Consider the following 12,834-nt stretch of genomic DNA (forward strand, 5'->3'; position numbering starts at 1 on the left):
TCCGTCACCCGGACGGCCCATGCCCGGCGCCGGACGCGCCAGGGAACCCGCGACTCCCGCCTGGCGTTGACCATGACGGGAGGGTCCACTGGAGAAGACACCGGTCGGACCGGAGACCAGCAAGCAAAGGGTTCCCCTGCCGCACGACTTGGAGGGCGTACCGTGCACCGCCGGCACAACGGGCTCAGGACCGCAGTACTCCTCGGAGGGCTGTCCGCCCTCATCATCGTCATCGGCAGCCTCTTCGGCCGCACGGGCCTGATCGTCGCCGTCCTGATCGCCGTCGGAACCAACGCGTACGCGTACTGGAACAGCGACAAACTGGCCCTCCGCGCGATGCGCGCCCGCCCCGTCAGCGAGTTCGAGGCCCCGGGCCTCTACCGCATGGTCCGCGAGCTCTCCACCCAGGCCCGCCAGCCGATGCCCCGCCTGTACATCTCCCCGACCGAGGCACCCAACGCCTTCGCGACCGGCCGCAACCCGCGCAACGCCGCCGTGTGCTGCACCGAGGGCATCCTGCGCCTCCTCGACGAGCGCGAACTGCGCGGCGTCATCGGCCATGAACTCAGCCACGTCTACAACCGCGACATCCTGATCTCCTCGGTCGCCGGCGCCCTCGCCTCCGTGATCATGTTCCTGGTGAACTTCGCCTGGCTGATCCCCATCGGCCGCTCCGACGACGATGACGGCCCCGGCCTGCTCGGCATGCTCCTGATCATGATCCTCGGCCCCCTCGCGGCCGGCCTCATCCAGCTCGCCATCAGCCGCTCCAGAGAGTACGAGGCGGACGCCTCCGGCGCCCGGCTCACCGGCGACCCCCTGGCCCTCGCCGCCGCCCTGCGCAAGCTCGACGCGGGCACCAAGCAGCTGCCGCTGCCGCCCGAGCCGCGCATCGAGTCCGCGAGCCACATGATGATCGCGAACCCGTTCCGCGCCGGCCAGGGCATGTCCAAGATGTTCTCCACCCACCCGCCGATGGCGGAGCGCATCGCCCGCCTCGAGAAGATGGCAGGTCACCACCAGTGAAGACCGTCCTGAACGTCATATGGCTCGTCCTGAGCGGCTTCTGGCTGTTCCTCGGCTACGTCCTGGCGGGCCTGCTGCTGTGCATCACGATCATCGGCATCCCGTTCGGCATCGCCGCTTTCCGTATCGGGATCTACGCGCTCTGGCCCTTCGGCTACACGACGGTCGAGCGACGCGACGCCGGCGCGCCTTCCTGCCTCGGCAATGTGCTGTGGCTGGTCCTCGCGGGCTGGTGGCTGGCGCTCGGCCACATCGTCACGGGCGTCGCCCTCTGCCTGACGATCATCGGGATCCCGTTCGGCATCGCCAACTTCAAGATGATCCCGGTCTCGCTGCTCCCGCTGGGCCGCGACATCGTCCGCACCGACCAGCCGTTCGCGGGTCGCTGATCCCCCGGCGGGGGTGCCGAGTTGTCCACAGCCGGCCGGTTGTCCACAGGCCGGCCCGGTTGTCAGTGGCGGCTTGCATCATGAACGCATGACCGAGATCGAGCAGTTGCTGGCACGGGTGGCGGCCAAGGCGCGCACCACCCGCCCCTGGGGCTGGAGTTCCCTGCCCGAGCCCGTCGACGCGGACACCCTGGCCCGCGCCGAGGCCGCCCTGGGCTTCCCCCTGCCGCCGCTGCTCGCCGACCTGTATCTGCGCATAGGGGACGGCGGATTCGGCCCGGAGTACGGCCTGCTGCCCCTGCTCGACAACCTGCCGGCCGGCGAGCCCGCCGCCGTCCCGCAGTACCTCGCCAACCGTCAGGGCGGCCGCAAGGATCCCGACTGGCCATGGCCCGAGGGCGTGCTGCCGATATCCCACTGGGGCTGCGCCATGTACGCCTGCGTCGACTGCCGCACCCCACAGGCCCCCGTCCTCCTCTTCGAACCGAACGCCCACGACGCGGACCACGCCTGGTACGTGGATGCCCCCACCCTCACGACCTGGCTGCAAGCCTGGCTGGACGGCACAGGCTGGTACGACGACCCGGACGAGGCGATGGACATGCCCCACTGGGAGGAGTTCCGCATACGCACACGGGCCGCCTGAGAGAGGAAGGGGCGCAGTCGGTCCGTGCTAGCGGCGGGTGGCCGACCAGCGCCGGACGCCGTACGCCAGTACCCCCACCGCCAGCACGCTCGTGCCCGCGATCACCGATGTCGCCGGCAGGGCGAACGCCACGACCACGCAACCGACGAGGCCCAGGGCGGGCAGGGCGCGGGCGCGCGGGGCCGGGTTCAGGGTCCAGGCGGAGGCGTTGGCCACCGCGTAGTACGTCAGCACGCCGAAGGAGGAGAAGCCGATCGCGCCTCGTACGTCGACGGTGGCGGCGAGGACGGCGACGACCGCGCCCACGGCCAGTTCCGCCCGGTGCGGCACCTGGAAGCGGGGATGCACGGCGGACAGTGCTTGGGGCAGATGCCGGTCGCGGGCCATGGCGAGGGTGGTCCGGGACACGCCCAGGATCAGGGCGAGCAGCGAACCGAGCGCGGCCACGGCGGCCCCGACCCGCACCACCGGCACCAGCCCCGGCACGCCCGCGGCGCGCACCGCGTCCGCCAGCGGCGCGTCCGCGCGACCGAGGCCCCCGTCCCCCAGCACGGAGAGCACCGCGACGGCCACGCACGCGTACACGGCCAGCGCGATGCCCAGGGCCAGCGGGATCGCGCGGGGGATGGTGCGCGCCGGATCCCGTACCTCCTCGCCGAGGGTGGCGATGCGCGCGTACCCCGCGAAGGCGAAGAACAGCAGCCCGGCCGCCTGCAGGATGCCCCAGGCGCCCCCGGACGCGCCTATGTCCAGCCGCCCGGCGTCGGAGTCCCCGGAGCCCAGGCACACGACCACGACGGAAGCGAGGACCGCCAGGACGACCGTCACGATCGCCCGCGTCAGCCAGGCCGACTTCTGGACGCCGCCGTAGTTCACGGCCGTCAGCGCCACCACGGCCGCGACCGCCACCGCGTGCGCCTGGTCCGGCCAGACGTAGGCGCCCACGGTCAGCGCCATCGCCGCGCAGGAGGCGGTCTTGCCGACCACGAAGGACCAGCCCGCGAGGTAGCCCCAGAACTCGCCGAGCCGCTCGCGGCCGTAGACGTAGGTGCCGCCGGACGCCGGGTACACGGCGGCCAGCCGGGCCGACGAGATGGCGTTGCAGTAGGCGACGACCGCGGCGACGGCGAGGCCGAGCAGCAGCCCGGAGCCGGCCGCGCGGGCGGCGGGCGCCAGGGCGGCGAAGATCCCGGCACCGACCATGGAGCCGAGCCCGATGACGACGGCGTCGGGGACGCCCAGGGTGCGCCGGAGCTCGGCGGTGGGACCGGACTGTGTCATGGGCCGCACCCTACTCAGCCGGGGAACCGGCGATTGCCGCCGGTCCGTCGTTTCCTTCAACGGAAAACGAACAGAAGCCTGTCTGGCGGACGGAATGAGCAAGATCACAGTGCGCGGACAGCACGGACACAGAGCGGAAGGGCAGGTTCAGGGCATGGGAATCCTCGCGTGGATCATCCTCGGACTGTTGGCCGGCGTCATCGCCAAGATCCTGCTGCCGGGCCGTGACCCCGGCGGGCTCGTCGGCACGACCCTCATCGGCATCGCGGGGGCCTTCGTCGGCGGCTGGATATCGGCCCGCTGGCTGGACCACCCGATCAGCAAGGACTTCTACGACGGCGCCACCTGGGCCTCGGCGATCGGCGGCTCCCTCGTCCTGCTGATCGCCTACCGGATCCTGTTCGGGCACTCCCGCGACTGAGCACCCACGCGACGGAACACACGCGGGGGCGGACGCCGACGGCGCCCGCCCCTCATCGACCACTACCGGTAGTTCACGAACTGCAGCGCGAAGTCGAAGTCCTGGCCCTTCAGCAGGGCGATGACGGTCTGCAGGTCGTCGCGGCTCTTGGAGCTGACGCGCAGTTCGTCGCCCTGGACCTGCGCCTTCACGCCCTTGGGGCCCTCGTCGCGGATGAGCTTGGCGACCTTCTTGGCGTTCTCCTGGGAGATGCCCTCCTTGATCGACGCGAAGAGCTTGTACTCCTTGCCGGAGAGCTGGGGCTCGCCCGCATCCAGCGCCTTCAGCGAGATACCGCGCTTGATGAGCTTGGACTGGAAGACGTCGAGCACCGCCAGCACCCGGTCCTCGGAGTTCGCCTCCATGAGGATCTTCTCGCCGGACCACGAGATGGAGGCGCCCACGCCCTTGAAGTCGTAGCGCTGCGAGATCTCCTTGGCGGCCTGGTTGAGGGCGTTGTCGACCTCCTGCCGCTCGACCTTCGAGACGATGTCGAAACTGGAGTCGGCCATGTCCTGTGGCTCCTTGGTTCGGGGTGCGTATCGGTGCGCGTCGGCGTCCGCGGGGGCTGCCGCCGGGCCCCGCGGGGGGTCCGGGCCGCATCCGGACAAGCCTAGCCACCCCGCTGCCTCCGGGTGCTGATCAATCGAGTGGCGAAGCACCCCTCCACATCGGGTATCGTTTACGTCGTCGCCACGGAGCACCGCCGAAAAGCGGTTCGAAGGGCGGCAATCCCAGGCGGTGTGCCCGAGTGGCCAATGGGAGCGGACTGTAAATCCGTCGGCTTAGCCTACCCAGGTTCGAATCCTGGCGCCGCCACACGGACGAGAGCCCCTCCGAGCTGCGGAAACGCAGAGCGGAGGGGCTTTTCGGTATGTAAGGTCGCAGCTCATGTCCAGCCGTCGCAGAACCTGCCCCGAGTGCCGTCGTGAGATCGCCGTCGTCGCCGGACGGTTCGCCCGCCACGACCCACCGGGCGCGCGGGAAAGCGGCGGGCTGACCTCCTGCCCCGGATCGCGCCGCACCGCCCAACTCGGCACGGTCCAGCCCTCCCTGGACGGCTACGTCGTCCCCGAGATCCCCGGTCAGCTGCCGCTGTTCTGACCGGCCCTCAGGCTCATTCCCCGGCCACCGACTTCACCGCCACGGACACCGGCGTCGAGCCGCTGACCAGCTCCAGGGTGAGGCCCGCGGTCGCCGAGGTGTCGATGAGTTCGGCGAGGACGGCGGCCACGTCGTCGCGCGGGACCGGGCCCCGTCCGGTGTGCGCCTCCAGCCGGACCAGGCCCTTGCCGGCGTCGTCCGTGAGCGAACCGGGGCGCAGGATCGTCCAGTCGAGCGCGTCCAGGCCCCGCACATAGGCGTCGGCCTCGCCCTTGGCGCGCAGGTAGACGTCGAAGACCTCGTCGCCCTGGTGCTCGGGGTTCGCGCCCATCGACGACACGACCAGGAGGCGGCGTACGCCCGCGCGGACCGCCGCGTCGGCGAAGAGGACCGCCGCGCCCTTGTCGACCGTGTGCTTGCGGGCCGCGCCGCTGCCCGGGCCGGCGCCCGCCGCGAACACCGCCGCGTCCGCTCCCTGCAGATGCGCCGCGACCTCCTCCACCGAGGCCGACTCCAGGTCCAGCAGCACCGGTTCGGCGCCCGCCTCCCGCAGGTCGTCGCCCTGTTTCGCGTTGCGGATGATCCCCGCGACCTCGTCCCCGCGCGCGGCGAGCAGCCGCTCCAGCCGCAACGCGATCCGACCATGACCACCAGCGATGACAATGCGCATGTTTCCGACCGTACGCCCGGACGGCCGCCCGCGCCGCATGACCGCCGCAGGGCCTCGCGAACCGTGCCGAGGCCCGCTACGACAGGTCCTTGCGTCCCTGCCGCGGCAGCCCCAACTCCGCTGCCGCCGCCGAGTTGCAGTACTCGCGGACCGCGCTGGTCCGGGCCACCACGCAGCCCCGGTGGATCACGATCCTGCTGTACGCCAGGGACAGCGCCCCCGCCAGGCGGTCGCCGCGCACCGCCAGCAGGTCGGCCGGGAAGCCCGCCTCCACGCGCACCTCGGGCAGGCCCAGGGCGGCCCGGGCGGAGGCGCTGACGGCGTCGTAGGCGTCCTCGGGGCGCAGCCCGTGCCGGGACGCCAGCAGGTAGGCGGCCTCCAGGGGGTCGCCCCGGCCGACCGGGTTCGACACGTCCCGCAGAGCGCCGCTGCCGGCCGCCACCCGCACCCCGGCCGCGCGCAGCAGTCGTACGGGCGTCGTGCCGCGCCCCTCCACGCCCCCGCAACCGCCCTGCGGCAGGCACACCACCGTCACGCCGGCCGCGGCGAGCTGGTCGGCGGTGCGTGCGGCGGCGTCGGCGGGCAGGCGGTCGAGGCCGCCGCAGGGGCTGAGGGTGACGCCGGGGCGCAGCCCGCCGGCCATCGCCGCGAGACGGGCCAGGCGCGCCGGGTCGGCGGCGTCGGTGTGCAGGTCGACGGGGCAGCCGTGCTCGGAGGCGACCTCCAGGACGGTCTCGACGTAGCCGGTGGGGTCGGGGTCGAGGTCCGGACAGCCGCCCACCACCGAGGCGCCCATCTTCAGCGCGTCCCGCAGCATCGCGAGCCCGTCCGCCCCGGCGGCGCCGGTCAGCAGCCGGGGCACCGCGACCGTCGTCAGCTCGGTGAGGCCGTGCAGCGAGCGCCGCGTCCGCAGTACGGCGGTCAGGGCGCCGAGTCCCTGGACGTCGCCCACGCGTACGTGTGCGCGCAGCGCGGTCGCGCCGTGGCCGAGCTGGAGCAGTGCCGCCTCGGTGGCGCGGCGCTGGACGTCCTGGGGCGCGTGGGAGACCGGGCCGTCGGCGTCGGCGGACAGGGCGGTGTCGGCGTGCGCGTGGGGTTCGGCGGGGGCGGGCAGCAGGACGTAGCCGCTGAGGTCCAGGCGGGTGCCGGGGGCCGGGCCGGGCGCCAGGCTGCCGGTGGTGCCGACCGCCTCGATGCGCCCGCCGCCCAGCCGTACGTCCACGGTGCGGCCGTCGGTGAGCCGGGCCCCGCACAGCAGCAGGGCGCTCTGCTCGGACCGCCCGGAGGGGCCGGGGGAGGGCGGCGGAGGGGGCGGCTGCGGCTGGCTGTCGGGCATCGCGCTCCAGAGGCTCGGCAGGACTCGAGAAGGCGTTCGGCTGGGGGACGAGGGGTTGGCAAGGGCTCGGGGCAAGATCACGCAGAGTGAGTCGAGCCTAGGGCGGCGGTACGGCCCCGTCGGGGAGGAGCGCAATAGTCGTACCGGTGTGGTCCGGTCGCCCGGAGGGGCTCAGGAGGGCGCCGGGGCGGGCGGGAAACGGTCTCCGGTGGCGGGCGCCAAACGGATTTGGGCGAACGGCCGCGGACCGTGTAATGTCTTCATCGCTCGCCCCAATAGCTCAGTCGGCAGAGCGTCTCCATGGTAAGGAGAAGGTCAACGGTTCGATTCCGTTTTGGGGCTCTGGTGAGAGAGGTTCCCGCCGCGAGGTGGGAACCGATCGCACCGCAGCGGTGTAGCTCAGTCGGTAGAGCAAGCGGCTCATAATCGCTGTGTCACCGGTTCAAGTCCGGTCACCGCTACTCACAGTAGCCGATTGCGGGGTCGGTCCTTCGATCGGCTACTCTTTCTTGCGTTGAATTAGTTATTCCACCCGTTCGTCTTAGGAGCACTCACGTGGCTGCCACCGACGTCCGCCCGAAGATCACGCTGGCCTGCGTGGAGTGCAAGGAGCGGAACTACATCACCAAGAAGAACCGGCGTAACAACCCGGACCGTCTTGAGATGAAGAAGCACTGCCCGCGTTGCAACGCGCACACCGCGCACCGCGAGACGCGATAAATCAGGCTCGTACATGAGGCCGCCCCCGCAGTCGGGGGGCGGCCTCATGTCGTTTCGACGGCTGTTACCCGTCGGTCACCGTCGGTCAGATCGCAACAGACAGCAGGAGGTGCCGGGCCATGGCGCTCGACCAGTCCTTCGTGGGGCGGAGCTATCCGCCCACCGAGCCCTACGAGGTGGGCCGGGAGAAGATCCGTGAGTTCGCGGAGGCGGTGGGGGACCCGAACCCGGTCTACACGGACCCGGAGGCGGCGAAGGCACTCGGGCACCCCGATGTGATCGCTCCGCCGACGTTCGTGTTCGCGATCACCTTCAAGGCCGCGGGCCAGGTCGTGCAGGATCCGCAGCTGGGCCTGGACTACAGCCGGGTGGTGCACGGCGACCAGAAGTTCGCCTACGCGCGCCCCGTGCGCGCCGGTGACCGGCTGACCGTGACCTCGACCATCGAGGCCGTCAAGTCGATGGCCGGCAACGACATCCTGGACATCCGCGGCGAGGTCCACGACGAGGCCGGCGAGCACGTCGTGACCGCGTGGACCAAGCTCGTCGCCCGCGCGGCCGAGGAGGGCTGACGGACATGACGGCCAAGATCGCTTACGACGACGTCGAGGTCGGCACCGAGCTGCCCGCCCAGACCTTCCCCGTGACACGCGCCACGCTCGTGCGGTACGCGGGGGCCTCCGGGGACTTCAACCCCATCCACTGGAACGAGAAGTTCGCCAAGGAGGTCGGGCTGCCGGACGTCATCGCGCACGGCATGTTCACGATGGCCGAGGCGATCCGTGTGGTGACGGACTGGGCCGGGGATCCGGGCGCGGTCGTGGAGTACGGGGTCCGCTTCACCAAGCCGGTCGTCGTGCCGAACGACGACCAGGGTGCGGTCATCGAGGTCGGCGGCAAGGTCGCGGCCAAGCTCGACGACAACACCGTCCGTGTGGACCTGACCGCGACGAGCGGCGGGCAGAAGGTGCTCGGCATGTCCCGCGCGGTCGTACGACTGGCCTGAGCGGACGGGCGGGGCTGTCAGTGGGGTCTCGTAGGCTTGCCCCCGTGCAGGTACTTCACGACGCCCCCCTCGCCCCGCTGACCACCTTCCGGCTGGGCGGTCCCGCGACCCGGCTGGTGACCGCGACCACCGACGCCGAGGTGATCGACGTCGTGCGCGAAGCCGACGCCACCGGCACCCCGCTGCTGGTCATCGGCGGCGGATCGAACCTGGTCATCGGCGACAAGGGCTTCGCAGGCACCGCCCTGCGGATCGCCACCCGCGGCTTCGAGCTGAGCGGTACGACGCTGGAGCTGGCCGCCGGTGAGGTCTGGAGCGACGCCGTCGCCCGCACGGTCGAGGCGGGGCTCGCCGGCATCGAGTGCCTGGCCGGCATCCCCGGCTCGGCGGGCGCGACCCCGATCCAGAACGTGGGGGCGTACGGCCAGGAGGTCTCCGCCACCATCACGGAGGTCATCGCCTACGACCGCCGCGCGGGCGAGACGGTCACCCTCACCAACGCCGAGTGCGCCTTCTCCTACCGGCACAGCCGCTTCAAGGCCGACCCCGACCGGTATGTCGTCCTGCGCGTCCGCTTCGAGCTGGAGGACGCGGGCGGGCTGTCGGCGCCCGTCAAGTACGCCGAGACCGCGCGGGCGCTCGGCGTCGAACAGGGCGAGCGGGTCGCACTCGACCACGCGCGCGACACCGTGCTCAAGCTGCGCTCCGGGAAGGGCATGGTGCTCGACCCCGAGGACCACGACACCTGGTCCGCCGGCTCCTTCTTCACCAACCCGATCCTCACCGACGCCGACTTCGCCGCGTTCCACGCGCGCGTGAGGGAGCGGCTCGGCGAGGGCGTGGAGCCGCCCGCTTACCCGGCGGGGAAGGGCCACACCAAGACGTCCGCGGCCTGGCTGATCGACCGGGCCGGCTTCACCAAGGGCTACGGCAGCGGACCCGCCCGCATCTCCACCAAGCACACCCTCGCCCTCACCAACCGGGGCGAGGCCACCACGGAGGACCTGCTGGCCCTGGCCCGCGAGGTCGTCGCCGGGGTGCGTGAGGCGTTCGGGATCACGCTGGTCAACGAGCCGGTGACGGTCGGGGTGGAGCTGTAGGCCCTCAGTCGGCCAGCCAGTCGTCCACGCCCGACAGCAGCTTGGCCTTCACGTCCCGCGGGGCCGCCGAGCCCCGCACCGACTGACGGGCCAGCTCGGCCAGCTCCTCGTCCGTGAAGCCGTGGTGGCGGCGGGCGATCTCGTACTGAGCGGCGAGCCGGGAGCCGAACAGCAGCGGATCGTCCGCGCCGAGGGCCAGCGGTACGCCCGCCTCGTACAGGGTGCGCAGGGGGACGTCCTCCGGCTTCTCGTACACGCCCAGGGCCACGTTCGACGCGGGGCACACCTCGCAGGTCACCCCCCGGTCGGCCAGCCGCCGCAGCAGACGCGGGTCCTCCGCCGCGCGCACCCCGTGCCCGATCCGGCTCGCGTGCAGGTCGTCCAGGCAGTCGCGCACCGAGGCCGGGCCGGTCAGCTCGCCGCCGTGCGGGGCCGACAGCAGGCCGCCCTCCCGGGCGATGTGGAAGGCGCGGTCGAAGTCGCGCGCCATGCCCCGCCGCTCGTCGTTCGACAGGCCGAAGCCCACCACGCCACGGTCGGCGTAGCGCACCGCCAGGCGGGCCAGGGTGCGCGCGTCCAGCGGGTGCTTCATCCGGTTCGCGGCCACCAGCACCCGCATGCCCAGACCGGTGTCCCGGGACGCCGTCTCCACCGCGTCCAGGATGATCTCCAGCGCCGGGATCAGACCGCCCAGGCGAGGGGCGTACGACGTCGGGTCGACCTGGATCTCCAGCCAGCCGGAGCCGTCCCTGACGTCCTCCTCCGCCGCCTCCCGCACCAGCCGCTGGATGTCCTCCGGCTCCCGCAGGCATGAGCGCGCCGCGTCGTACAGGCGCTGGAAGCGGAACCAGCCGCGCTCGTCCGTGGCCCGCAGCTGCGGTGGCTCCCCGCTGGTCAGGGCCTCGGTCAGCGCCTCCGGCAGGCGCACGCCGTACTTGTCGGCCAGCTCGAGGACGGTCGTCGGCCGCATCGAGCCGGTGAAGTGCAGGTGCAGATGGGCTTTCGGCAGTTCAGAGACATCACGTACACGCTCCATTCGCCGATCCTGCCGTACGGCTCCGGCGCCCCGGTAGCGGATTCCCCGAACGTGGTCTTGCTCGCACGAAGAAACGGGCCGCCTCCCCGCAGGAAGACGGCCCGTACACGCGCGTGGACGTCAGTCGCGGGCCTCCGCCAGCAGCTTCTGGATCCGCGAGACACCCTCGACGAGGTCCTCGTCACCCAGCGCGTACGACAGGCGCAGATAGCCCGGCGTGCCGAACGCCTCGCCCGGGACGACCGCGACCTCGGCCTCCTCCAGGATCAGCGCGGCCAGCTCGACGGTGTCCTGCGGGCGCTTGCCGCGGATCTCCTTGCCGATCAGGGCCTTCACCGAGGGGTAGGCGTAGAAGGCGCCCTCGGGCTCGGGGCAGTACACGCCCTCGATCTCGTTCAGCATCCGCACGATCGTGCGGCGGCGGCGGTCGAACGCCTCGCGCATCTTCGCGACCGCGTCCAGGTCGCCGGAGACGGCGGCCAGGGCGGCCACCTGGGCGACGTTGGAGACGTTCGACGTGGCGTGCGACTGCAGGTTGGTCGCGGCCTTGACGACGTCCTTCGGGCCGATGATCCAGCCCACGCGCCAGCCGGTCATCGCATACGTCTTGGCGACACCGTTGACCACGACGCACTTGTCGCGCAGCTCCGGCAGGATCGCCGGCAGGGAGACGGACGTGGCGTCGCCGTAGACCAGGTGCTCGTAGATCTCGTCGGTGAGCACCCACAGGCCGTGCTCGACGGCCCAGCGGCCGATGGCCTCGGTCTCGGCCTCGGAGTACACCGCGCCGGTCGGGTTGGACGGGGAGACGAAGAGGACGACCTTCGTCTTCTTCGTGCGGGCCGCCTCCAGCTGCTCGACGGTGACGCGGTAGCCGGTGGTCTCGTCGGCCACGACCTCCACCGGGACGCCGCCGGCCAGCCGGATCGACTCCGGGTACGTCGTCCAGTACGGGGCCGGGACGATGACCTCGTCGCCCGGGTCGAGGATCGCGGCGAACGCCTCGTAGATGGCCTGCTTGCCGCCGTTGGTGACGAGGATCTGCGACGGGTCGACCTCGTAGCCGGAGTCGCGCAGCGTCTTCGCGGCGATCGCGGCCTTCAGCTCGGGCAGGCCGCCGGCCGGCGTGTAGCGGTGGTACTTCGGGTTCCTGCAGGCATCGACGGCCGCCTCGACGATGTAGTCCGGCGTCGGGAAGTCGGGCTCACCGGCGCCGAAGCCGATCACCGGACGTCCGGCGGCCTTCAGGGCCTTGGCCTTGGCGTCCACGGCGAGGGTGGCGGACTCGGAGATCGCGCCGATGCGGGCCGAGACCCGGCGCTCGGTGGGAGGGTGTGCAGCGCTCATGAGGCCCATGGTTTCAGACCGGAAACGCGCCCGGCACGCCGGTTTCACGGACTGGGCAACGCCGTGGACACATGGGCTGACGCGGGGCTGAACATCGGACGGATTCGGCCCGCGGCCAGTTTCCGTTCGACGAGGCGCCCAGGACCACGTACACTCACACGTCGTTGGCCTTCAGCAGCCGATCCGCCTCCGGTGCACACCGAGCATCCGGGCGGATGCGGTAAGTTGGGGGAGACACAAAGGGTCGTAGCTCAATTGGTAGAGCACCGGTCTCCAAAACCGGCGGTTGGGGGTTCAAGTCCCTCCGGCCCTGCTACACACACCTTCGCCAGGATGTGTGCGCATGTACGTACAGCAATGCACCGCCGTGCGGCTCAGACCGGGCGCGGCACGGCCACGACCCGGGATTCAGGTGAGGATGAATGGCGGACGCCGTGGGCTCGCTCGACATGCCTGACGCCCAGGACGAGGCGCCCGAGAGCAAGAAGACCCGTAAGGGTGGCAAGCGTGCCAAGAAGGGCCCGCTGAAGCGTCTCGCTCTCTTCTACCGCCAGATCGTCGCGGAACTCCGCAAGGTCGTCTGGCCGTCGCGCAACCAGCTGACGACATACACCACAGTGGTCATCATCTTCGTCGTGATCATGATCGGCCTGGTGACCGTGATTGACTATGGGCTCAGCAACGCAGCGAAGTACGTCTTCGGCTGAGTCGAG

General features: G+C 71.3%; 16 protein-coding genes and 4 tRNA genes. 14 read left to right on the top strand and 6 right to left on the bottom strand.

All coding sequences use genetic code 11. The features are described from left to right. The first annotated feature begins 162 nt into the window (after positions 1-162). The 3 genes from htpX (at position 163) to ACH5AC_RS30075 (ending at position 2,061) form a co-directional block, all read left to right on the top strand. Positions 163-1,026, top strand: a complete 864-nt coding sequence (gene htpX, locus ACH5AC_RS30065) for a zinc metalloprotease HtpX (protein WP_398865353.1) — start codon at positions 163-165, stop codon at positions 1,024-1,026. After that, entirely contained in the window at positions 1,023-1,415 is a 393-nt protein-coding gene (locus ACH5AC_RS30070) for a YccF domain-containing protein (RefSeq protein ID WP_398865354.1), read from the top strand. The genes htpX and ACH5AC_RS30070 overlap by 4 nt, the downstream gene beginning before the upstream one ends. Positions 1,416-1,503: 88 nt before the next feature. Then, positions 1,504-2,061: an SMI1/KNR4 family protein gene (locus ACH5AC_RS30075; RefSeq protein ID WP_398865355.1), complete on the top strand. Its 558-nt coding sequence runs from the start codon at positions 1,504-1,506 to the stop codon at positions 2,059-2,061. Between the two features lie 27 nt (positions 2,062-2,088). On the opposite strand, the gene ACH5AC_RS30080 is transcribed toward ACH5AC_RS30075, so the two are convergent. Next, entirely contained in the window at positions 2,089-3,342 is a 1,254-nt protein-coding gene (locus ACH5AC_RS30080) for an APC family permease (RefSeq protein WP_398865357.1), read from the bottom strand. A 154-nt stretch (positions 3,343-3,496) separates the two neighbouring features. On the opposite strand from ACH5AC_RS30080, the gene ACH5AC_RS30085 reads away from it, so the two are divergent. Continuing rightward, positions 3,497-3,763 carry a GlsB/YeaQ/YmgE family stress response membrane protein gene (locus ACH5AC_RS30085; RefSeq protein ID WP_398865358.1) on the top strand — a complete coding sequence of 89 codons (267 nt, stop codon included), beginning with the start codon at positions 3,497-3,499 and terminating at the stop codon, positions 3,761-3,763. Positions 3,764-3,825: 62 nt separating this feature from the next. Here ACH5AC_RS30085 and ACH5AC_RS30090 read toward each other — a convergent pair whose 3' ends face one another. Beyond that, positions 3,826-4,314 carry a YajQ family cyclic di-GMP-binding protein gene (locus ACH5AC_RS30090; RefSeq protein WP_398865360.1) on the bottom strand — a complete coding sequence of 163 codons (489 nt, stop codon included), beginning with the start codon at positions 4,312-4,314 and terminating at the stop codon, positions 3,826-3,828. Positions 4,315-4,539: 225 nt separating this feature from the next. On the opposite strand from ACH5AC_RS30090, the gene ACH5AC_RS30095 reads away from it, so the two are divergent. Next, a tRNA-Tyr gene (locus ACH5AC_RS30095) sits at positions 4,540-4,621 on the top strand. Positions 4,622-4,693: 72 nt separating this feature from the next. Next, positions 4,694-4,906, top strand: a complete 213-nt coding sequence (locus ACH5AC_RS30100) for a hypothetical protein (protein ID WP_398865361.1) — start codon at positions 4,694-4,696, stop codon at positions 4,904-4,906. A gap of 13 nt (positions 4,907-4,919) precedes the next feature. Here ACH5AC_RS30100 and ACH5AC_RS30105 read toward each other — a convergent pair whose 3' ends face one another. Both ACH5AC_RS30105 and ACH5AC_RS30110 read right to left on the bottom strand, forming a co-directional pair. Then, on the bottom strand, positions 4,920-5,576 hold the full coding sequence (locus ACH5AC_RS30105; protein ID WP_398865363.1) for an NAD(P)H-binding protein: 657 nt from the start codon (positions 5,574-5,576) through the stop codon (positions 4,920-4,922). 76 nt (positions 5,577-5,652) lie between these two features. After that, complete coding sequence (locus ACH5AC_RS30110; RefSeq protein WP_398865364.1) at positions 5,653-6,912, bottom strand: amidohydrolase family protein; 1,260 nt, start codon at positions 6,910-6,912, stop codon at positions 5,653-5,655. Positions 6,913-7,181: 269 nt separating this feature from the next. Between ACH5AC_RS30110 and ACH5AC_RS30115 the strand changes: the two genes are divergently transcribed. The 6 genes from ACH5AC_RS30115 (at position 7,182) to ACH5AC_RS30140 (ending at position 9,738) form a co-directional block, all read left to right on the top strand. After that, a tRNA-Thr gene (locus ACH5AC_RS30115) sits at positions 7,182-7,254 on the top strand. A 46-nt stretch (positions 7,255-7,300) separates the two neighbouring features. Continuing rightward, a tRNA-Met gene (locus ACH5AC_RS30120) sits at positions 7,301-7,373 on the top strand. Positions 7,374-7,467: 94 nt separating this feature from the next. Beyond that, the gene (gene rpmG / locus ACH5AC_RS30125) at positions 7,468-7,632 is read left to right on the top strand and encodes a 50S ribosomal protein L33 (protein ID WP_003948671.1); all 165 of its coding nucleotides are present in this window, start codon (positions 7,468-7,470) and stop codon (positions 7,630-7,632) included. A gap of 119 nt (positions 7,633-7,751) precedes the next feature. Beyond that, positions 7,752-8,204 (top strand): MaoC family dehydratase N-terminal domain-containing protein, encoded by a 453-nt coding sequence (locus tag ACH5AC_RS30130; protein ID WP_398865365.1) that lies wholly within the window; start codon positions 7,752-7,754, stop codon positions 8,202-8,204. A gap of 5 nt (positions 8,205-8,209) precedes the next feature. Further along, positions 8,210-8,638, top strand: coding sequence for a MaoC family dehydratase (locus tag ACH5AC_RS30135; RefSeq protein ID WP_398865366.1), 429 nt, complete (start codon positions 8,210-8,212; stop codon positions 8,636-8,638). Positions 8,639-8,682: 44 nt separating this feature from the next. Beyond that, entirely contained in the window at positions 8,683-9,738 is a 1,056-nt protein-coding gene (locus tag ACH5AC_RS30140) for a UDP-N-acetylmuramate dehydrogenase (RefSeq protein WP_398865367.1), read from the top strand. Positions 9,739-9,742: 4 nt separating this feature from the next. Here ACH5AC_RS30140 and ACH5AC_RS30145 read toward each other — a convergent pair whose 3' ends face one another. Continuing rightward, the gene (locus ACH5AC_RS30145) at positions 9,743-10,774 is read right to left on the bottom strand and encodes an adenosine deaminase (protein ID WP_398865368.1); all 1,032 of its coding nucleotides are present in this window, start codon (positions 10,772-10,774) and stop codon (positions 9,743-9,745) included. Positions 10,775-10,894: 120 nt separating this feature from the next. Further along, positions 10,895-12,121, bottom strand: a complete 1,227-nt coding sequence (locus tag ACH5AC_RS30150) for a pyridoxal phosphate-dependent aminotransferase (protein WP_398865369.1) — start codon at positions 12,119-12,121, stop codon at positions 10,895-10,897. A 240-nt stretch (positions 12,122-12,361) separates the two neighbouring features. Between ACH5AC_RS30150 and ACH5AC_RS30155 the strand changes: the two genes are divergently transcribed. Both ACH5AC_RS30155 and secE read left to right on the top strand, forming a co-directional pair. After that, positions 12,362-12,434, top strand: a tRNA-Trp gene (locus ACH5AC_RS30155). 109 nt (positions 12,435-12,543) lie between these two features. Continuing rightward, entirely contained in the window at positions 12,544-12,828 is a 285-nt protein-coding gene (gene secE / locus ACH5AC_RS30160; protein WP_398865370.1) for a preprotein translocase subunit SecE, read from the top strand. Positions 12,829-12,834 lie beyond the last annotated feature (6 nt).

The organism is Streptomyces sp. NPDC018693, assembly GCF_044391385.1.
Classification (GTDB): Bacteria; Actinomycetota; Actinomycetes; order Streptomycetales; family Streptomycetaceae; genus Streptomyces.